Annotated in this window: 18 protein-coding genes and 5 tRNA genes; 3 read left to right on the forward strand and 20 right to left on the reverse strand. The window is 67.4% G+C overall.

Annotation, left to right across the window (positions count from 1 at the left end; translation table 11 throughout):
• Positions 1 to 20 precede the first annotated feature (20 nt).
• The 20 genes from rpoB to NKJ47_RS17165 all read right to left on the reverse strand — a co-directional run bounded on the left by rpoB (position 21) and on the right by NKJ47_RS17165 (position 17,216).
• Positions 21 to 4,172, reverse strand: coding sequence for a DNA-directed RNA polymerase subunit beta (rpoB, locus tag NKJ47_RS17070; RefSeq protein ID WP_254458960.1), 4,152 nt, complete (start codon positions 4,170 to 4,172; stop codon positions 21 to 23).
• Between the two features lie 299 nt (positions 4,173 to 4,471).
• Complete coding sequence (gene rplL, locus NKJ47_RS17075; protein WP_019797548.1) at positions 4,472 to 4,840, reverse strand: 50S ribosomal protein L7/L12; 369 nt, start codon at positions 4,838 to 4,840, stop codon at positions 4,472 to 4,474.
• Positions 4,841 to 4,903: 63 nt separating this feature from the next.
• Positions 4,904 to 5,446, reverse strand: coding sequence for a 50S ribosomal protein L10 (gene rplJ, locus NKJ47_RS17080; RefSeq protein ID WP_010341340.1), 543 nt, complete (start codon positions 5,444 to 5,446; stop codon positions 4,904 to 4,906).
• Between the two features lie 484 nt (positions 5,447 to 5,930).
• A complete protein-coding gene (rplA, locus tag NKJ47_RS17085; RefSeq protein WP_254458961.1) occupies positions 5,931 to 6,629 on the reverse strand; it encodes a 50S ribosomal protein L1 in 699 nt (232 codons plus the stop codon).
• Positions 6,630 to 6,632: 3 nt separating this feature from the next.
• Complete coding sequence (gene rplK / locus NKJ47_RS17090) at positions 6,633 to 7,061, reverse strand: 50S ribosomal protein L11 (protein WP_010341342.1); 429 nt, start codon at positions 7,059 to 7,061, stop codon at positions 6,633 to 6,635.
• A 200-nt stretch (positions 7,062 to 7,261) separates the two neighbouring features.
• Complete coding sequence (gene nusG, locus NKJ47_RS17095; RefSeq protein ID WP_048490043.1) at positions 7,262 to 7,819, reverse strand: transcription termination/antitermination protein NusG; 558 nt, start codon at positions 7,817 to 7,819, stop codon at positions 7,262 to 7,264.
• Positions 7,820 to 7,832: 13 nt separating this feature from the next.
• Complete coding sequence (secE, locus tag NKJ47_RS17100) at positions 7,833 to 8,246, reverse strand: preprotein translocase subunit SecE (RefSeq protein ID WP_254458962.1); 414 nt, start codon at positions 8,244 to 8,246, stop codon at positions 7,833 to 7,835.
• 50 nt (positions 8,247 to 8,296) lie between these two features.
• Positions 8,297 to 8,372 (reverse strand) — tRNA-Trp (locus NKJ47_RS17105).
• A gap of 166 nt (positions 8,373 to 8,538) precedes the next feature.
• A complete protein-coding gene (tuf, locus tag NKJ47_RS17110; RefSeq protein ID WP_242081676.1) occupies positions 8,539 to 9,729 on the reverse strand; it encodes an elongation factor Tu in 1,191 nt (396 codons plus the stop codon).
• Between the two features lie 45 nt (positions 9,730 to 9,774).
• Positions 9,775 to 9,850 (reverse strand) — tRNA-Thr (locus tag NKJ47_RS17115).
• Between the two features lie 30 nt (positions 9,851 to 9,880).
• Positions 9,881 to 9,954 (reverse strand) — tRNA-Gly (locus NKJ47_RS17120).
• A 32-nt stretch (positions 9,955 to 9,986) separates the two neighbouring features.
• Positions 9,987 to 10,072 (reverse strand) — tRNA-Tyr (locus NKJ47_RS17125).
• 158 nt (positions 10,073 to 10,230) lie between these two features.
• The gene (gene ychF / locus NKJ47_RS17130) at positions 10,231 to 11,322 is read right to left on the reverse strand and encodes a redox-regulated ATPase YchF (protein ID WP_010341267.1); all 1,092 of its coding nucleotides are present in this window, start codon (positions 11,320 to 11,322) and stop codon (positions 10,231 to 10,233) included.
• A gap of 79 nt (positions 11,323 to 11,401) precedes the next feature.
• On the reverse strand, positions 11,402 to 11,983 hold the full coding sequence (gene pth, locus NKJ47_RS17135; protein WP_254458963.1) for an aminoacyl-tRNA hydrolase: 582 nt from the start codon (positions 11,981 to 11,983) through the stop codon (positions 11,402 to 11,404).
• A 54-nt stretch (positions 11,984 to 12,037) separates the two neighbouring features.
• A complete protein-coding gene (locus NKJ47_RS17140; RefSeq protein ID WP_254458964.1) occupies positions 12,038 to 12,685 on the reverse strand; it encodes a 50S ribosomal protein L25/general stress protein Ctc in 648 nt (215 codons plus the stop codon).
• Between the two features lie 167 nt (positions 12,686 to 12,852).
• Positions 12,853 to 13,812, reverse strand: a complete 960-nt coding sequence (locus tag NKJ47_RS17145) for a ribose-phosphate diphosphokinase (protein ID WP_160966991.1) — start codon at positions 13,810 to 13,812, stop codon at positions 12,853 to 12,855.
• A 133-nt stretch (positions 13,813 to 13,945) separates the two neighbouring features.
• Positions 13,946 to 14,022 (reverse strand) — tRNA-Gln (locus NKJ47_RS17150).
• A complete protein-coding gene (ispE, locus tag NKJ47_RS17155; protein WP_254458965.1) occupies positions 13,985 to 14,899 on the reverse strand; it encodes a 4-(cytidine 5'-diphospho)-2-C-methyl-D-erythritol kinase in 915 nt (304 codons plus the stop codon). The genes NKJ47_RS17150 and ispE overlap by 38 nt, the downstream gene beginning before the upstream one ends.
• Complete coding sequence (gene lolB, locus NKJ47_RS17160) at positions 14,896 to 15,549, reverse strand: lipoprotein insertase outer membrane protein LolB (protein ID WP_254458966.1); 654 nt, start codon at positions 15,547 to 15,549, stop codon at positions 14,896 to 14,898. The genes ispE and lolB overlap by 4 nt, the downstream gene beginning before the upstream one ends.
• On the reverse strand, positions 15,546 to 17,216 hold the full coding sequence (locus NKJ47_RS17165) for a tetratricopeptide repeat protein (protein ID WP_254458967.1): 1,671 nt from the start codon (positions 17,214 to 17,216) through the stop codon (positions 15,546 to 15,548). Before NKJ47_RS17165 ends, lolB begins: the two co-directional genes overlap by 4 nt.
• Positions 17,217 to 17,283: 67 nt before the next feature.
• Between NKJ47_RS17165 and hemA the strand changes: the two genes are divergently transcribed.
• The 3 genes from hemA to NKJ47_RS17180 are packed head-to-tail and all read left to right on the forward strand — an operon-like array spanning position 17,284 to position 20,079.
• The gene (gene hemA / locus NKJ47_RS17170; RefSeq protein WP_254458968.1) at positions 17,284 to 18,567 is read left to right on the forward strand and encodes a glutamyl-tRNA reductase; all 1,284 of its coding nucleotides are present in this window, start codon (positions 17,284 to 17,286) and stop codon (positions 18,565 to 18,567) included.
• On the forward strand, positions 18,545 to 19,630 hold the full coding sequence (gene prfA / locus NKJ47_RS17175; RefSeq protein ID WP_254458969.1) for a peptide chain release factor 1: 1,086 nt from the start codon (positions 18,545 to 18,547) through the stop codon (positions 19,628 to 19,630). Before hemA ends, prfA begins: the two co-directional genes overlap by 23 nt.
• On the forward strand, positions 19,627 to 20,079 hold the full coding sequence (locus tag NKJ47_RS17180; protein ID WP_254458970.1) for a GNAT family N-acetyltransferase: 453 nt from the start codon (positions 19,627 to 19,629) through the stop codon (positions 20,077 to 20,079). The genes prfA and NKJ47_RS17180 overlap by 4 nt, the downstream gene beginning before the upstream one ends.
• Positions 20,080 to 20,085: the final 6 nt, after the last annotated feature.

The following is a 20,085-nucleotide window of genomic DNA, read 5'->3' on the forward strand; positions in this document are numbered from 1 at the left end:
CGACTCCTCATTCCCTGCCCTCAGTCTTCCAGTTCCATGTTGATCGCCAGCGAGCGGATTTCCTTCACCAGCACGTTGAAGGACTCCGGCATGCCGGCGACCATCTCGTGCTCGCCGTCGACGATGTTCTTGTACATCTGGTTGCGGCCCTGCACGTCGTCGGACTTCACCGTCAGCATTTCCTGCAGGGTGTAGGCCGCGCCGTAGGCTTCCAGCGCCCAGACTTCCATTTCGCCGAAGCGCTGGCCGCCGAACTGCGCCTTGCCGCCCAGCGGCTGCTGGGTGACCAGCGAGTACGGGCCGGTGGAGCGCGCGTGCATCTTGTCGTCGACCAGGTGGTTCAGCTTCAGCATGTGCATGTAGCCGACCGTGGTGTGGCGATCGAACGCCTCGCCGGTGCGGCCGTCGTACAGCTGGGTCTGGCCGCTGATCGGCAGGTCGGCGAGTTCGAGCATGTGCTTGATCTCGGCCTCGGTGGCACCGTCGAACACCGGGGTGGCCATCGGCACGCCGTCGGTCAGGTTCTTCGACAGCGCCAGCAGCTCCGCGTCGCTGAACTGGTCCAGATCCACGCGGTCCTCGCCCAGCTTCTGGTCGTGGTTGTAGATCTGCGCCAGGAACTTGCGCAGGTCGGCGACCTTGGCCTGGGCCTCGAGCATGTTCTGGATCTTGCGACCCAGGCCCTTGGCGGCCCAGCCCAGATGCACTTCCAGCACCTGGCCGATGTTCATACGCGACGGCACGCCCAGCGGGTTCAGCACGATGTCCACGGTCTCGCCGTTGGCCATGTACGGCATGTCCTCGATCGGCTGGATCATCGACACGACACCCTTGTTGCCGTGGCGACCGGCCATCTTGTCGCCGGGCTGGATGCGGCGCTTCACCGCCAGGAACACCTTGACCATCTTCAGCACGCCCGGGGCGAGGTCGTCGCCGGCGGTGATCTTGCCGCGCTTGTCGGCGAAGCGACGCTCGAACTCCTTCTCGTGCGCCTGGATCTGCTTCTGCGCGCGCTCGATCGCCTCGGAGGCGTCCTCGTCCTTCATGCGCAGCGCGAACCAGTCGGACTTCTTCAGGCCGTCCAGGTAGGCGTCGCTGATGGTGTCGCCCTTCTTCAGGTTCGGACCGCCATTGGCGACCTTGCCGATCAGCTGGGTGCGCAGACGCGCGTAGATCGCGCTCTCGAGGATGCGGAACTGGTCGTCGAAGTCCTTCTTGACCCGCTTGATCTCGTTTTCCTCGATCTGGCGGGCGCGCTTGTCCTTCTCGATGCCGTCGCGGGTGAACACCTGCACGTCGATGACGGTGCCGTCCATGCCCGGCGGCACGCGCAGCGAGCTGTCCTTCACGTCGGAGGCCTTCTCGCCGAAGATCGCGCGCAGCAGCTTCTCTTCCGGGGTCAGCTGGCTCTCGCCCTTCGGCGTGACCTTGCCGACCATGATGTCGCCGGCGCGCACTTCCGCACCGATGTACACCACGCCGCTCTCGTCCAGACGGTTCAGCGCCTGCTCGGACACGTTGGGGATGTCGGCGGAGATTTCCTCCGGCCCCAGCTTGGTGTCGCGCGCCACGCAGGTCAGCTCTTCGATGTGGATCGTGGTGTAGCGATCCTCTTCCACCACGCGCTCGGAGAGCAGGATGGAGTCCTCGAAGTTGTAGCCGTTCCACGGCATGAACGCGATCAGCATGTTCTGGCCCAGGGCCAGCTCGCCGATGTCGGTCGAGGGACCGTCGGCCAGCACGTCGCCGCGCGCGATCACGTCGCCCACGTTCACCAGCGGACGCTGGTTGATGCAGGTGTTCTGGTTGGAGCGGGTGTACTTGATCAGGTTGTAGATGTCGACGCCGGCGTCGGTACCGCCGCCGATCTCGGCCTCGTTGACCTTCACCACGATGCGGCCGGCGTCGATCTGCTCGATCACGCCGCCACGGCGCGCGTTCACGGTCACGCCCGAGTCGCGCGCCACGGCGCGCTCGATGCCGGTACCGACCAGCGGCTTCTGCGCACGCAGCGTCGGCACGGCCTGGCGCTGCATGTTCGCGCCCATCAGCGCGCGGTTGGCGTCGTCGTGCTCCAGGAACGGCACCAGCGCGGCCGCGATCGACACGGTCTGCATCGGCGACACGTCCATGAAGTGCACTTCCGCCGGCGGCTTCAGCAGCGACTCGCCCTGGTAGCGGCACGGCACGAACTGCTCGGTCAGGCGGCTCTTGGCGTCGTGCAGCGCGTTGGCCTGGGCGATGACGTACTCGTTCTCCTCGATCGCCGACAGGTACTCGACCTCGTCGGTGATCTGGCCGTCCACGACCTTACGGTACGGCGTCTCCAGGAAGCCGTACTGGTTGGTGCGGGCGTACACCGCCAGCGAGTTGATCAGGCCGATGTTCGGGCCTTCCGGGGTTTCGATGGTGCAGACGCGGCCGTAGTGGGTCGGATGCACGTCGCGCACTTCGAAGCCGGCGCGCTCGCGGGTCAGACCGCCCGGACCCAGCGCGGACACGCGACGCTTGTGCGTCACTTCCGACAGCGGGTTGTTCTGGTCCATGAACTGCGACAGCTGCGAGGAGCCGAAGAACTCCTTGATCGCCGCGGCCACCGGCTTGGCGTTGATCAGTTCCTGCGGGGTCAGGCCCTCGGACTCGGCCATCGACAGGCGCTCCTTGACCGCGCGCTCGACGCGGACCAGGCCCACGCGGAACACGTTCTCGGCCATTTCGCCGACCGAGCGCACGCGACGGTTGCCCAGGTGGTCGATGTCGTCGACCACGCCGCGGCCGTTGCGGATCTCGGTCAGGACCTTGATCACGTCCAGGATGTCGGAGCTGTCGCCGTGTTCGGCCACCAGGCGCTTGGACTCCTCGTCGTTGCGCTCGCCGAAGTACTTCTTGTCGTACAGCACCGACTCGCCGGTGACTTCCTTGCGGCCGACGCGGCGGTTGAACTTCATGCGGCCGACCGTGGACAGGTCGTAGCGCTCGAAGGTGAAGAACAGGTTGTGGAACAGGTTCTGCGCGGCGTCCTTGGTCGGCGGCTCGCCCGGACGCATCATGCGGTAGATCTCGACCAGCGCCTCGAGCTGGGTCTTGGTCGGATCGATGCGCAGGGTGTTGGACAGGTACGGGCCACGATCCAGGTCGTTGACCCACAGCGTGCCCACGGCGTCGACGCCGGCCTTGCGGAACGCGGTCAGCTGATCTTCGCTGATCTCGTCGTTGGCGCTGGCCAGCAGTTCGCCGGTCGAGGCATCGACCACGTCGTGCGACAGGATGCGGCCGACCAGGTATTCGTCGGGCACGGCCAGCGCGGCGATGCCGGAGGCCTCGAGCTGCTTGACGTGACGCGCGGTGATGCGCTTGCCGGCTTCGACGATGACCTTGTCGCCATCGGCCAGGTCGAAGTTCAGGGTCTCGCCGCGCAGGCGCTCGGGCACCAGCTCCAGCTGCACGCCTTCCTTCGGGTCGATGTGGAAGGTGTTGATCTCGAAGAACTCCGAGAGCATCTCCTCGTTCGAGTAGCCGAGCGCGCGCAGCAGGATCGACACCGGCAGCTTGCGGCGGCGGTCGATACGGGTGAACAGCGCGTCCTTCGGGTCGAACTCGAAGTCCAGCCAGGAGCCGCGGTACGGAATGATGCGGGCGCTGTACAGCAGCTTGCCCGAGCTGTGGGTCTTGCCACGGTCGTGGTCGAAGAACACGCCCGGCGAACGGTGCAGCTGCGAGACGATGACGCGCTCGGTACCGTTGACGATGAAGGTGCCGTTGTCGGTCATCAGCGGGATTTCGCCGAGGTAGACCTCCTGCTCCTTGACGTACTTGATCGCCTTGGTCGAGGACTCGCGGTCGTAGATCACCAGGCGCACGGTCACGCGCAGCGGCGCGCCGTAGCTCATGCCGCGCTGGCGGCATTCACGCTCGTCGAACACCGGTTCGCCGAGCTTGTAGCCGACGTACTCCAGCGCCGCGTTGCCGCTGTAGCTGGAGATCGGGAACACCGATTTCAGGGCCGCGTGCAGGCCGTGGTCCGAACGCTTGTTCGGGTCGGTGTTCTCCTGCAGGAATTCGCGGTAGGAATCCACCTGGATGGCGAGCAGGAACGGCACTTCGAGGATCGAGCGCTGCTTGCCGAAGTCCTTGCGGATACGCTTCTTTTCGGTGAACGAATAAGACGTCATGAGGTATCACCTTGGCTGATGCGGGCCGCGCGTCCGCGGCCCTGAGTGAACATAAATTGTCAGTTGGAAGTCGCTGGTATTGCCGGCACCAGCACGCCTTCTCCCGCTACTTCCAACTACCAACTCGGGGAATGAGGAATGGGGAATGGAGAAAGGGGAATCGTGGAGCGCACGTGCCGTGGCTGTTCCGATTCTCCATTCCCGACTCCCGGTTCCCGCCTGAAACGGCCAAAGGCCGGGGGCTTTCGCCCCCAGCCTTCAGTGCATCGCCTTGAACGGCTGGCGATGCAAGGGACTGCTTACTTGACTTCGACCTTCGCGCCAGCGGCTTCCAGGTCCTTCTTGAACTTGTCGGCGTCTTCCTTCGACACGGCTTCCTTCAGCACGCCGCCGGCCTCGGTGAGGTCCTTGGCTTCCTTCAGGCCCAGGCCGGTGATGGCGCGGACAGCCTTGATGACGTCGACCTTCTTGGCGCCGGCGTCGACCAGGATGACGTTGAACTCGGTCTGCTCTTCGACCGGCGCGGCGGCCACGGCCGGACCGGCAGCGGCGACCGGGGCGGCGGCGGAGACGCCGAACTTGTCTTCGATGGCCTTGACCAGCTCCATCACTTCCATGAGGGTCTTTTCGGCGATTGCGTCGACGATCTGCTCGTTAGACAGGGACATTGTGATTACCTTTGGAATTTTTTCTGGATGAGGTTCTAGTGAACCGTTTCAGGTGTCGCGAACTTAAGCCGTTTCGGCCGGGGCTTCCGCTTCGGCGTCGGCGGGAGCGGCGTCGCCGCCACCCTGCTTGTCGCCCACGGCCTTGACCGCACGGGCGAACATGCTCGCCGGCTCGGCCAGGACGCGTGCCAGCATGGCCAGCGCCTGCTCGCGGGTCGGCAGCGACGCCAACACCTCGAGATGAGCGGCCGGATACAGCTGGCCACCCAGCGACACGACCTTGGCCTGCAGCTTGTCGTTACCCTTGGCGAATTCCTTGATCAGACGACCGGCAGCGCCGGGTTCTTCCGTCGAGAACGCATACAGCAGCGGACCGACCAGCGCGTCCTGGACGCACTCGTATTCGGTACCGGCAACGGCACGCGCGGCCAGGGTGTTCTTGACAACACGCAAGTACACACCGGTTTCGCGCGCCTTCTTGCGCATCGCGGTCATCTGGGAGACCGTGATGCCGGCGTACTCGGCAGCAACCAAGGAGTGGGCCTTCGCGGCGACGTCGGCCAGTTCGGCGACGACTTCTTGCTTCTGGGACAGATTGAGAGCCATTGCACTCCTCCGTTAAAGCCGGGAGTTGGGATTGGTGATTCGGGATTCGTCAGGAGCCGCAACGCCGCTCTTGCCAATCCCCAATCTCTAATCTCGAATCCCCGCTTCAAACTTACTCCGCTCGCGGCTCCTGCCGCTTGCGGTCCTGGGCGGCGTCCTTCCTGGATGCCGGGGATGCCGCATGGCATCCCAGTTGGTGGCCGTTCCAGACCTGGAGTGAGCGCGCCCGGAACACCGGACTGGCCTGCACCAGAAAAACTCCAGAAAGGCGGCACCATCTACGCCGGCGCGTCCCCGAGGGGACTGGATTAAGCGATCCCGCTGTACCGACGGCGACTCCTTGCCGTGTCGAGCTTCCGTGCCCGTCGTCGGTGTGCGCAGACCGCGCCTGCGGTCTTTGACGGCTTCGCGCCGGGTTGCCCCGGGCGACGCCTTCAAAAGGGTGAAACCGGCGCCGCACCTGACGGGCGGCGCCGTGTTGCGATTACTTCAGGGACAGCGAGGCCTGATCGACGGTGACGCCCGGACCCATGGTCGAGCTCACCGAGATCTTCTGCAGGTAGGTGCCCTTCGAGGTCGCCGGCTTAGCCTTGACCAGATCCAGCAGCAGCGCCTGCAGGTTGCTCTTCAGCGCGTCGTCTTCGAAGCTGGCCTTGCCGATGGTGCAGTGGATGATGCCGGCCTTGTCGGTGCGGTAGCGCACCTGACCCGACTTGGCGTTCTTGACCGCTTCGGCCGGGTTGGCGGACACTGTGCCGACCTTGGGGTTCGGCATCAGGCCGCGCGGGCCCAGCAGGGTGCCCAGCTTGCCGACGACGCGCATCGCGTCCGGGGTGGCGATGACCACGTCGTAGTTCAGGTCGCCGCCCTGCATCTTCTCGGCCAGGTCGTCCATGCCGACGGCGTCGGCACCGGCGGCCAGCGCTTCGTCAGCCTTGGCGCCGGCGGGGGCGAACACGGCCACGCGCACGCTCTTGCCGGTACCGGCCGGCAGCACGGTGGAACCGCGCACCTGCTGGTCGGACTTCTTGGCGTCCACGCCCAGACGCACGGCCACGTCGACGGCTTCGACGAACTTGGCCTTGCTGGTGGTCTTGACGATCTTCAGCGCTTCGTCGATCGAATACGCCTTGCCCGGCTGCACGGCAGCACGGATCGCTTTCTGTCGCTTGGTCTGTGCCATTGCTTAACCCTCCACCGTCAGGCCCATGCTGCGGGCGGAACCCGCAATCGTGCGTACCGCCGCTTCCAGCTCCGCCGCCGTCAGGTCGGCTTCCTTCGCCTTGGCGATCTCTTCGAGCTGCTTGCGGGTCACCTTGCCCACCTTCTCGGTGTTCGGGCGCTTGGAGCCGGAGCTGACGCCCGCGGCCTTCTTCAGCAGCACGCTGGCCGGGGTGCTCTTGGTGACGAAGGTGAAGGTACGGTCCGAATAGGCCGTGATGATGACCGGAGTCGGCAGGCCCGGCTCCAGCTTCTGCGTTGCGGCATTGAACGCCTTGCAGAATTCCATGATGTTCAGACCGCGCTGACCCAGCGCAGGACCGACCGGCGGCGAGGGGTTGGCCTGACCGGCCTTCACCTGCAGCTTGATGTAACCGACGACTTTCTTTGCCATTTTAGTGTCTCCGGGTGCTAGCGCCTGAACCGCAGGCTCCCCATCGCGACGGGAAAATCACGCGTCCCGCCATCACGTTTTTGAAGTGCGCAGAAAGCCGCCTCGCGGCGGCTTCCGCTCTGCCCGGCGGCTTGCCTGGACAGGGAGCCGCGCAGTATAGCAGAGATTTTGGCGCCCGGCGCAGCCGCGCCGGGGCGGGCTCAGGCCTTCTCGACCTGGCCGAATTCCAGTTCCACCGGGGTGGAGCGACCGAAGATCAGCACCGCCACGCGCAGGCGGCTCTTCTCGTAGTTGACTTCCTCGACCACGCCGTTGAAGTCGTTGAATGGGCCGTCGGTGACGCGGACCATCTGGCCCGGCTCGAACAGCACCTTCGGACGCGGCTTTTCCACGCCATCCTGAACACGCTGCAGTATCGCATCGGCCTCTTCGTCGCGGATCGGCAGCGGACGGTCGGCGGTGCCGCCGATGAAGCCCATCACCTTCGGCGTTTCCTTGACCAGGTGCCAGCTTTCGTTGTCGATGCGCGGGATGCCGCCTTCGTCGTGGGTCTCGATCTGCACCAGCACGTAACCCGGGAAGAACTTGCGCTCGGAACGGCGCTTCTGGCCGGAGCGCATCTCGATCACTTCCTCGGTGGGGACCAGCACGTCGCCGAAGCGCTCCTGCATCTCGTCACGCACAATACGGTCGCGCAGCGCTTGCGCCACGGACTTCTCGAAGCCTGAATAGGCGTGAACGACATACCAACGCTTCACTGCTGCACTCTCCTCAACGGCTCACGAACCACTGCATCAGCTTCTGGATCAGGAAATCGAACCCGCCCAGCAGCAGACTCAGAATGATCACCACCACGATCACCACCCAGGTGGTGCGAATGGCTTCCTGACGGGTCGGCCACACCACCTTACGCAGTTCGAATCGGGATTCGGACAGGAACTCACGGCCTTCGCGGCCCTTGGCGGTCAGCAGGAACACCGCGGCACCGGCGACCAGGCCGGCCAACACGGCCAGTCCGCGCAGCGGACCGGACCAGCCTCCCAATTGCGCAGCACGACTCGGCTCGCCGAACCAGAACCAGACAAACAGGCCGGCGACCACCAGCAGCGCAGCGATGACGTACTTGACGATATCGCCGCCAGAGGATGCGGCGGGGCCTTTGGAATGCTCGATCTTGCTGTTCATCCGACTCTTGCTGCTATGCGACCGAGGTCACTGGATAGGGAGCGGCAGATTGGCACGCCAGGAGGGACTCGAACCCCCAACCTGCGGTTTTGGAGACCGCTGCTCTGCCAATTGAGCTACTGGCGTGTAGTAAGAACGACTGCACTTCCCTGAGACGGCGAAGGCGGACCGAAGGTTCCGGCCCGCCCTTCGCTGAACCCGGCGGCCGGAGCCGCCTTGCACCTCGTCGGATTCCGGCGACCGAGGCCGCCATCCTGCCGTCGAGCCCGGCGGCCACGGCCGCCGGAGGGCATTACTTGATGATCTTGGCCACCACGCCGGCGCCGACGGTACGGCCGCCTTCGCGGATCGCGAAACGCAGGCCTTCGTCCATCGCCACCGGGTTGATCAGCGTCACCACCATCTTGACGTTGTCGCCCGGCATCACCATTTCCACGCCTTCCGGCAGCTGCACCGCACCGGTGATGTCGGTGGTGCGGAAGTAGAACTGCGGACGGTAGCCCTTGAAGAACGGGGTGTGACGGCCGCCCTCGTCCTTCGACAGCACGTACACTTCGGCTTCGAAGTCGGTGTGCGGCTTGATCGAACCCGGCTTGCACAGCACCTGGCCGCGCTCCACGTCGTCACGCTTGGTGCCGCGCAGCAGCAGGCCCGCGTTGTCGCCCGCCTGACCCTGGTCCAGCAGCTTGCGGAACATTTCCACGCCGGTCACGGTGGTCTTCTGCGTCGCACGGATGCCGACGATTTCGATTTCGTCGCCCACCTTGATCACGCCGCGCTCGATACGGCCGGTCACCACGGTGCCGCGGCCCGAGATCGAGAACACGTCTTCCACCGGCATCAGGAACGGCTTGTCCACGTCGCGCTGCGGCTCCGGGATGAACGAGTCCAGCGCGTCCACCAGCTTCAGGATCGCCGGCACGCCGATCTCGCTCTGGTCGCCTTCCAGCGCCAGACGGGCCGAACCGTGGATGATCGGGGTGTCGTCGCCCGGGAAGTCGTACTTGCTCAGCAGCTCGCGCACTTCCATCTCGACCAGCTCGAGCAGCTCGGCGTCGTCGACCATGTCGGCCTTGTTCAGGAACACCACGATGTGCGGCACGCCGACCTGACGCGACAGCAGGATGTGCTCGCGGGTCTGCGGCATCGGGCCGTCGGCGGCCGAGCACACCAGGATCGCGCCGTCCATCTGCGCCGCACCGGTGATCATGTTCTTCACGTAGTCCGCGTGACCCGGGCAATCCACGTGCGCGTAGTGGCGCGTCGGGGATTCGTATTCCACGTGGGCGGTCGAGATCGTGATGCCGCGCGCCTTCTCTTCCGGCGCCGCGTCGATCGCGTCATACGCCTTGAACTCGCCGCCGAAGCGCTCTGCGCCGATCTTGGTCAGCGCCGCGGTCAGCGTGGTCTTGCCGTGGTCGACGTGACCGATGGTGCCGACGTTGACGTGCGGCTTGGTGCGCTCGAACTTACCCTTGGCCATGGCTGCTTCTTCTCGATGATCGTAGAAAGATTTGACGACTGAATATGGTGCTCACGAAAGGAATCGAACCTTCGACCTCCTCCTTACCAAGGAGGTGCTCTACCGACTGAGCTACGTGAGCGTTGTTCTATTGTGACACAAGCGCGTTCAATGGAGCGGGAGACGGGAATCGAACCCGCACCATCAGCTTGGAAGGCTGAGGTTCTACCGTTGAACTACTCCCGCTACGGGATGCCGCATTGCCACAACAAAATAACTGGTGGAGGGAGGTGGATTCGAACCACCGAAGGCGTAAGCCAGCAGATTTACAGTCTGCCCCCGTTGGCCGCTTGGGTATCCCTCCAACTGCCCACTCGGACCCGGCTGCGAGGCCGAAATCAGAGAGGGGTGAAACAGCCCGCTATTCTTCCCTGACATCCCCGTCTTGTCAACACTATTTTGACGCGATGTCGCAGGAAATCGTCGCTGTCTGCGTGCACCCGGCCAGGACGCACGCACGCCTCAGACGTTGAAGCGGAAATGCAGGATGTCGCCTTCCTGCACGCGGTATTCCTTGCCCTCCAGGCGCAGACGCCCGGCTTCCTTGGCCCCGGCCTCGCCCTTGTACTTGATGAAGTCGTCGTAGGCGATGGTTTCGGCGCGAATGAAGCCCTTCTCGAAGTCGGTGTGGATCACCGCCGCGGCCTGCGGCGCGGTCGACCCGGCCTTGACCGTCCAGGCGCGCACTTCCTTCACACCCGCGGTGAAGTAGGTCTGCAGCCCCAGCAAGGTGTAGCCGGCGCGGATCACCCGGTTCAGGCCGGGCTCGCTCAGGCCCAGGTCGGCCAGGAACGCATCGCGGTCGGCGTCGTCCAACTGCGACAGCTCTTCCTCGATCGCCGCCGACACCGGCACCACCTCGGCGCCCTCGGCGGCGGCATGCGCGCGCACGGCGTCCAGGTGCGGATTGTTCTCGAACCCGTCTTCCAGCACGTTGGCGATGTACATCACCGGCTTGAGCGTGAGCAGGAACAGGTCGCGCACCAGCGCCTTCTCCTCCTCGTCCAGGCCCGCATTGCGCCCGGCCTTGCCCTCGGCCAGCGCGGCCTGCAGCTTGGCCAGCACCGGCTTGCGCGCCGCCGCGTCCTTGTCGCCACCCTTGGCCGAACGCTCGGCGCGGTTGAGCGCCTTCTCCACGCTGTCCAGGTCGGCCAGGGCCAGCTCGGTGTCGATGGTCTCGATGTCCGAGACCGGGTCGACCTTGTTGTTCACGTGGATGATGTCGCCATGCTCGAAGCAGCGCACCACGTGGGTGATCGCGTCGACTTCGCGAATGTGCGCCAGAAACTTGTTGCCCAGGCCTTCACCGCTGGCCGCACCGGCGACCAGGCCGGCGATGTCGACGAACTCGACCGCGGTCGGCACGACCTTCTGCGGATTGATGATCGCCGCCAGCGCGTTCAGGCGCGGATCCGGCACCGGCACCACGCCCACGTTCGGCTCGATCGTGCAGAACGGAAAGTTGGCCGCGGCGATGCCCGCCTTGGTCAGCGCATTGAACAGGGTCGACTTGCCGACGTTGGGCAGGCCGACGATGCCGCATTTGATGCCCATGTGTGTAATCCGGGAATGGAGAATCGGGAATAGGGAATCGGAAAGCATAGCCGCCTTTCCATTCCCCATTCCCCATTCCCTATTTCCCCTGCGTATGCAACCGCTTCATCGCCTCGTTGAAGTCGCCCTGCACCGCCAGCGGCAGCACCGCGATGGCGTCGTCGATGGCGCGATCGATGAGGATCTGGTCGTCCTTGCCGGCGCGTCCCAGCACCCAAGGCACCACCTTGTCCTTGTGCCCGGGATGGCCGATGCCGATGCGCAGGCGGTGGAAGCCGGCATGTCCGAGCAGGCGAATGGTATCGCGCAGTCCGTTCTGGCCGCCGTGGCCGCCGTCGAACTTGAGCCGCGCCGTGCCCGGCGCCAGGTCCAGTTCGTCGTGCGCCAGCAGCGCCTGCGCCGGTTCGATCTTCCAGAAGCGCAGCGCGGCGGTCACCGACTTGCCGCTGAGATTCATGAAGGTGGCCGGCTTCAGCAGCCATACCGCCTGCCCGGCGATCTCGACCTTGGCGGTCTCGCCGAACAGCTTGGCGTCCACGCTCCAGCGCGCGCCGGCCCGCTCGGCCAACGCGTCGACAAAACGAAACCCGGCGTTGTGCCGGGTGTTCGCGTGTTCGGCACCGGGATTGCCCAGGCCGACGATCAGCCGCAGACCAGTCATGCGCAATGCATCGCCGCGACGCCCGGACCGAAGGCCCGGGCGCCGCGCAGGCGATTACTTGGCGTCCTTCTTGGCCGGCTCGGCGGCGGCCGCCGCGTCGGTGGCTTCCGGCTCTTCCTCGACACGGCCGTGCTTGGCGATGACCACCGCCACGTCGTGCTCCTTGCCCAGCTTCAGTTCCGGCAGCTCGACGCCGGCCGGCAGCTTCAGGTCGGACAGGTGGATCACGTCGCCGACCGACAGCGCGGACAGGTCGACTTCGACGAACTCCGGCAGGTCCTTCGGCAGGCACACGACCTGGATTTCGTTCAGCTCGTGGGTGACGACGACTTCAGCCGACTTGCCGGCCGGGGACACGTCCTCGTTGATGAAGTGCAGCGGCACCGAAGCGTGCAACGCCTCGTTGTCGTTCACGCGCTGGAAGTCGATGTGCATGATCAGCTGCTTGAACGGGTGACGCTGCATATCGCGCAGCAGCACCTTCTGCACGTCGCCGTTCAGGCTCAGGCTGAGGATGGACGAATAGAACCAGTCGTTCTGGCTGGCCAGCCAGACTTCGTTGTGGTCGAGCTGGATGTTGACCGGCTTCAACTCGCCACCGTAGACGATGGCCGGGATCAGGCCGTCGCGACGGAGGCGGCGGCTCGCACCCTTACCCTCGACCTCGCGGCGCTGAACCTTGATTTCATGCGTGGTTGCCATTTGTGTTTACTACCTTGGTTGAATGAACCGCCTCGCGGCGGTTTGAGGGACTCTTCCGCGACCAGAAGAGTCTGTGAAGCCGGGATTGGGGAATCGGGAATGGGGAATCGCAACAGCGCAATGCCGCGCTAGGCCCATTCCCTATTCCCGATTCCCCATTCCCAGCCTTAATCGACGTACAACGAACTCACCGACTCGCCAAAGGCGATGCGGCGGATGGTTTCGGCCAGCAGCTCGGCGACGCTGAGCTGACGGATCTTGCCGCAGGCGCGGGCGGCCTCCGACAGCGGGATGGTGTCGGTGACCACCAGTTCGTCCAGCTGCGAATTGGTGATGTTGCTCACCGCCGGGCCCGACAGGACCGGGTGCGTGCAGTACGCGGCGACCTTCAGCGCGCCGCGCTCCTTCAGCGCGGCCGCGGCGGCGCACAGGGTGCCGGCGGTGTCGACGATATCGTCGACCAGCACGCAGGTCTTGCCCTCGACGTCGCCGATGATGTTCATCACCGTGGACACGTTGGCGCGCGGGCGGCGCTTGTCGATGATCGCCAGGTCCGCATCGTCCAGGCGCTTGGCCACGGCGCGCGCGCGGACCACGCCGCCCACGTCCGGCGACACCACGATCAGGTTGTCGGTGCCGTAGGCGCGCCAGATGTCGGCCAGCAGCAGCGGGGAGGCGTAGACGTTGTCGACCGGGATGTCGAAGAAGCCCTGGATCTGGTCGGCGTGCAGGTCCACGGTCAGCACGCGGTCGGCATTGACCGCGCTGAACATCTTCGCCGCGACCTTGGCGGTGATCGGCACGCGCGAGGAGCGCATGCGCCGGTCCTGCCGCGAGTAGCCGAAGTACGGCACCACCGCGGTGACGCTGGCGGCGCTGGCGCGCTTGAGCGCGTCGATGATCACCAGCAGCTCCATGAGGTTCTCTGCGCTGGGCGCGCAGGTCGGCTGGATCACGAACACTTCCTGCCGGCGCACGTTCTCCTCGATCTCCACCTGCACTTCGCCGTCGGAGAAGCTGGAGACCATCGCCTTGCCTGGGCGCACGCCCAGCTCGCGGCAGATGCTTTTGGCCAGGGGCTTGTTGGCGTTGCCGGAGAACACCAGCAGGTTGCGTTGGTCTTGCATGAGGGTCTCTCGGGTGGCTGCAAAGAGCGTGTAGCGACGAAACGACGTGGAACCGGCGGCGGTCAGGCGGGGCGGCGCCGCGCCTGTCGGATCCGGCCGCGCATGCGCATGCAGGCGGATCCGCGTGGAACAATGGCAGGGGCGGTAGGATTCGAACCTACGAATGCCAGGATCAAAACCTGGTGCCTTGGGCCTCTTGGCGACGCCCCTGCGTAAACCTGTGCCAAGCCTCCAGCGCGTCGAGCAGCGGCGAACGCGGGACGCCACCTGCCACCCAGGCGCGCATCCCATCCGGCAAGTCCGCCAGCGCGCGCACGGCGGCAGCGCGATCGGCGAACTCGACGAAACAACCGCTTCCCGATCCGGTCAAGCGTGGCGTGCCGATCCGCGCGAGCGCCTGGAACGTGGCCTGGACGGCCGGTTCGCGGCGAAGCAGGACCGGCTCGAACGCGTTGCCGAGCAGGAGACCTGAAACGAAGTCCGCTATTTTCGCGGGCGCAGCATCCCGCGTCAAATCGGGGGACTGGAACAGTGCCGCGGTGGGCACGTGCACCCCCGGATCGGCGAGCACATACCAGGCCGGCGGCAGCGCGAGCGGGGTCAACCGCTCCCCCACCCCCTCGGCCCAGGCGTCGCGCCCGCGCACGAACACCGGCACGTCCGCCCCCAGCGACAGGCCGAGCGCGGCCAGGGCGTCCTCGTCCAGCCCGGCGCCCCACAGCGCGTTCAGCGCCACCAGTGCGGTCGCCGCATCGGACGAGCCGCCCCCGAAGCCACCACCGGCCGGGATGCACTTTTCGACGCGGATCTCCACCCCTTGCGCGACATTCGCCGCTTTTTGCAGCAGCCGCGCAGCCCGCACCAGCAGGTCGTCGGCCTCGGCGACGCCGGCCACAGAGGGGCCGATCCGCGCCACCACCCCGTCGGGACGCAACCGCAGGTGCACCGTATCGCCCCAGTCCAGCAGCCGGAACACGGTCTGCAGCTGGTGGTAGCCATCGGCGCGGCGGCCGGTGATCTGCAGGAACAGGTTCAGCTTCGCCGGGGCCGGCCAGCTCGACCAGCCCCCGTCGATGGTCCCGCTCATGGCGCGGGCACGGTCCAGGCGTCGACCAGCAGGCGCACCTTGGCGTCGCCGTTGCGCGCCTCGATGCGCCGCGGCAGTGCCGGACGGCCGTCGCTGGGCGGGTACCAGTCCTGGAATTCGATCTCCCAGCCCATCTGCCGCAGCGTGTGCGGCCGCCCCTGCGCGTCGTAGTCGACCCGCTCCGGCGCCTGCGCGTCGGTCGCCACCAGCCCGCGCACCCAGTCCGGCAGCAGGTTGACCGGGATTTCCCAGCCGGTCGCCTCCAGCAGCAGTTGCTCGGCGTTCTCGCCCTCGCGCGGGCCGCCCTCCAACCCTTCCAGGCGCCCGGCCTCGGAGTGGCTGTCGCCGATCAGGCGCCAGCTCTGCCGGGTCACCGGCGCACTGAGCTGCACTTCGTACTGCCGCTGCCGCTGCGTCCAGTCGATGCGGCCGCTGCCGCCGTTGCGGCCCTTGGTGATCGCCACCCGCCCCTGGAACGCCCAGTCCGGATGCGCCTGCAGCCACTGCGCGCGTGCCGCCTCGGCCTGCTGCGCGGCGGCATCGGGCGCGGCGACGGCAACCGGCGCCGGGGCGCGCGTCGGCAGCGCACTGCAACCGGCCAGCAACAGCCCGGCGGCCAGCGCCCAGGCGGCGCGCAGACCGGAACTCACGACGCCACCTGTTCCAGCGCGCGGCGCAGCGCGCGATTGTCCGGATCGAGCTTGCGCGCCTCCTCGAAGTACTTGTTGGCTTCCTCGCGCTTGCCCTGCTCCCACAGCACCTGGCCGATGTGCGCGGCGATTTCCGGATCCTTGACCAGGCTCCAGGCGCGGCGCAGTTGCACCAGCGCTTCCTGGGTCTTGCCGAGCCGATACAGCACCCAGCCGTAGCTGTCGATGATCGCGGCATTGTCGGGGTCGGCGGTGCGTGCGCGGTCGATCAGTTGCAGCGCCTCGCGGTAGCGCTTGGTACGGTCGGCCAGGGTGTAGCCGAGCGCATTCAGCGCCGCCACGTTCTCCGGCTCGGTGACCAGGATCTTGCGCAGGTCGGCTTCGGCGCGGTCGATGCGGTCGCGGCGCTCCCAGGCCAACCCGCGTGCGTACAGCAGCGCGTTGTCGTCCGGGTACGCGGCCAGGCCGCGCTCGAACACCTGCAGCTCGCCGGCGTCGTCGCCGCTGCGCTGGCGCAGTTCCGCCTCCAGCACGTAGGCGTCGCGGCGCGCGGCATCGTCGGCCTCGGCATCGTCCTGCAGCGCGCGCGCCTCGGCGAAGGCGGCGTCCTTCTGGCCAAGCGCGTACAGCGCGCCGGCAGCGCGCAGCCGCGCCTCGCTGCGCAGCGGACCGCCCGGCACGCCGCGGTACCAGTCCACCGCTTCCTGGTTGCGCTTGAGGAACTCGGCGATCTTGCCGAGCAACAGGCGCCGCTCCGGATCGGGCCGGTCGGCGCCCTTGCGCAGCTCGTCGTACAGCGCGGTCAGGGCGGCGTTGTCCTGCAGCTTGGCCAGCATCGAGGCGCGCAGGCCGTAGTTCTGGGTGGTCTGCGGCCCCAGCGCCAGCACCCGCGCCGCGGCAGCGGTGTCGCCGATCGCGTCGTAGGCGTAGGCCAGCGCGGTGCGCAGGTCCGGGTCGCCCGCCACCTCGGGCTCGACGCCCTGCAGCAGCGCCCGCGCCTGTTCGGTCTTGCCCGCCTGCTGCAACTGCGTGGCATGCAGCAGCGCGACCCGCGGCTCCTGCGGGAAGCGCTTGACCAGTTGGTCGACGATGCGTTCGGCCAGCTTGGGCTGATCCAGGCGCAGCGCCAGGCGCCCGAACTCCTGCCAGGCCTCGAGCTGGTCGGGGATGGCGTTGGCGTCGAGCAACTGGTCCAGGGCCTTGGCCGCGACCTCCGGATCGCGGTTGCCGCTGACCAGGGCGATCAGCGCGAAGCGCCAGCCGCGCGGGTCCTTGTCGCGCAGCAGGGCCACCAGCAGGCTGCGCGCCTGGCGCAGGTTGCCGTTGCGCAGGGCCAGCGCGGCCTCGGCGCTGCGCATGGCCAGCGACTCGGGCGCACGCTGCCGCCACAGCGCCAGGGCCTGGGCGGCGGCGGTGCTGTCGTTGGCCAGCATCGCGATGCGGGTGGCGCGTTCGGCCAGGCCGGCATCGCCCGGGCTGGCGTTGGCCGCCTGCAGGTACCAGCGCGAGGCGTCGGCCAATTGCCCGGCCTGCAGCGCGAACTCACCGGCCAGCACCGGCGTCATCACATCCTGGGCGGGGCTCGGCGCCTTGGCGGCGGCCGGTGCGGCCACGGCGGCGATTGCGGACAGCAACAGAAAGGTACGGATGCGAATCAGTGCGGGCATCGGAAGCGGCCGGGCCGTAAAATGGGGCCCTTGAATGGCCAGCAGCTTATCGCAAGCAACTGAACAGATGACGTTGTGGGTGCTCGGATTGAACCACCAGACCGCGCCGGTCGACCTGCGCGAACGGGTGGCATTCGCCGGCGATGCGTTGCCGCGCGCGCTGCAATCGCTGCGCGCGCTGCCCGACGTCGCCGAGGCGGCGCTGCTGTCCACCTGCAACCGCACCGAGCTGTACGCCATCGCCAGCGATGCGCAGCACCTGGCCGACTGGCTGGACTCGCACGCCGCCGGCCTGCACGGCTACCTGTACCAGCACCAGGACGCGGACGCGGTGCGGCACCTGTTCCGGGTCGCCACCGGGCTGGACTCGATGGTGCTGGGCGAGCCGCAGATCCTCGGCCAGGTGAAGGACGCCTGGTCGCTGGCGCGCGAGCACGGGGCGATGGGCGGCCGCCTGGACCGGCTGTTCCAGCAGACCTTCTCGGTGGCCAAGCGCGCGCGCACCGACACCCGGGTCGGCGCCAATCCGGTGTCGGTCGCCTCCACCGCGGTGCGCCTGGCGCAGAACTCCTTCGCCCGGCTCAGCGAATCCACCGTGCTGCTGGTCGGCGCCGGCGAGACCATCGAGCTGGCCGCCAAGCATCTCAGCGAGGGCCGCGTGCGGCGCCTGCTGATCGCCAACCGCACCCTCGCCCACGCGCAGGAACTGGCCAGCCGCCACGGCGGCGTGGCGCTGCCGCTGAGCGAGCTGGAGCGCCACCTGCACGAGGCCGACGTGGTGTTCTCGGCCACCGCCGCGCGCGAGCCGGTAGTGACCCGGGCGCAGGTCGAGCAGGCGCTGCGCGCGCGCAAGCACAAGCCGATGCTGCTGTTCGACCTGGCGGTGCCGCGCGATATCGAGGCCGGCGTGGCCGACCTGGCCGACGCCTACCTGTACACCGTCGACGACCTGGAGCGCGCGGTCGAGGACAACCGCCGCGGCCGCCGCGAAGCCGCCGAGGCGGCCGAGGCGATCATCGACCTGCAGGTGGTGCGCTACATGGAGGCGCTGCAGGCCAGCACCCGGCAGGCGCCGCTCAAGCGCCTGCGCGCGCACGGCGACAACACCCGCGACGACGTGCTGGCCAAGGCGCGGCAACAACTGGCGCACGGCAAGCCCGCCGAGGAGGTGCTGGAGTTCCTCGCCAACACCCTGACCAACCGCCTGCTGCACCCGCCCACCGCGGCGCTGCGCGAGGCGGCGCTGCGCGGCGACGCCGACCTGGCCCGCGCCGCCGAGCGCCTGTTCCCGGAAAAGCCGGGCTATTTCCACCCGATCCTGAAGACCGATGACACCGACCCTGCGCCGTAAGCTGGAGGCGCTGGCCGAGCGTCGCGAAGAACTCGAACGCCTGCTGTCCGATCCCGAGGTGGTGAGCGACAACGCGCGTTTCCGCGACTACTCGCGCGAGTTCGCGCAACTGGAGCCGGTCGCCGCCGCGCTGGCCGCCGAGGCCGCGGCCAAGGCCGACCTGGCCTCGGCCGAGGCGATGCGCGCCGATCCGGAGCTGCGCGAGCTGGCCGAGGAGGAAATCGCCGCCGCGCAGGCGCGCCTGGCCGAGCTGGACGCGGAACTGGCGCTGCTGCTGGTACCGCGCGATCCGCGCGACGACGGCAACCTGTTCCTGGAAGTGCGCGCCGGTACCGGCGGCGACGAGGCGGCGATCTTCGCCGGCGACCTGTTCCGCATGTATGCCCGCTACGCCGAACGCCAGGGCTGGAAGGTCGAGGTGGAATCGGACAGCCCCGGCGAACACGGCGGCTACAAGGAGATCGTGGCACGCATCGTCGGCCGCGGCGCCTACTCCAGGCTGAAGTTCGAATCCGGCACGCATCGCGTGCAGCGCGTGCCGGCCACCGAGTCGCAGGGCCGCATCCACACCTCCGCGGCGACGGTGGCGATCATCCCCGAGGCCGACGACGTGGAGGAGATCGCGATCAACCCGGCCGACCTGAAGATCGACACCTTCCGCTCCTCCGGCGCCGGCGGCCAGCACGTCAACAAGACCGAGTCGGCGATCCGCATCACCCACGTGCCGAGCGGCGTGGTGGTGGAGTGCCAGACCGAGCGCAGCCAGCACGCCAACCGCGACAAGGCGCTGAAGCGGCTCAAGGCGCAGCTGCTGGAGGCCGAACGCAGCAAGCAGGCCGCGGCCGAGGCGCAGGACCGCAAGCTGCAGGTCGGCAGCGGCGACCGCAGCCAGCGCATCCGCACCTACAACTTCCCGCAGGGCCGCATCACCGACCACCGTGTCGAGGGGCTGACCCTGTACGATCTGCCGAACGTGATCGAGGGCGACCTCGACGCGCTGATCGGGCGCCTGAGCCACGAGCATCAGGTCGACGAGCTGGCGCGGCTGAGCGACAGCCCATGAACCTGCGCGTGCGCCAGGCCGATGCGCACGACCTGCCGGCGCTGGCAGCGCTGTTCGACGCCTACCGCCAGTTCTACGGGCAGGCGCCGGATGCGGCGACCGCGCACGCCTTCCTGGCCGCGCGCCTGGCGCGCGCCGAGTCGGTCGTGCTGCTGGCCGAGCGCGCGGCGCAGGCCGCCGGCTTCGTGCAGCTGTACCCGTCCTTCTCCTCGGTGCGGGCGGCGCGGCTGTGGATCCTCAACGATCTGTACGTGGCGCCCGCCCATCGCCGCCACGGCGTGGCGCAGGCACTGCTGCACGCGGCCGAACGCCACGCCGCGGACGACGGCGCAGTGCGCATCGTGCTGGAAACGGCGCAGGACAATCTCAGCGCGCAGGCGCTGTACCGCGCCTGCGGCTGGCAGCAGGACCTGAGCGCACAGCACTACGCCAAGGCGCTGGTGCCATGAGCGTGC

Source organism: Xanthomonas sacchari (genome assembly GCF_024266585.1).
GTDB lineage: Bacteria > Pseudomonadota > Gammaproteobacteria > Xanthomonadales > Xanthomonadaceae > Xanthomonas_A > Xanthomonas_A sacchari_C.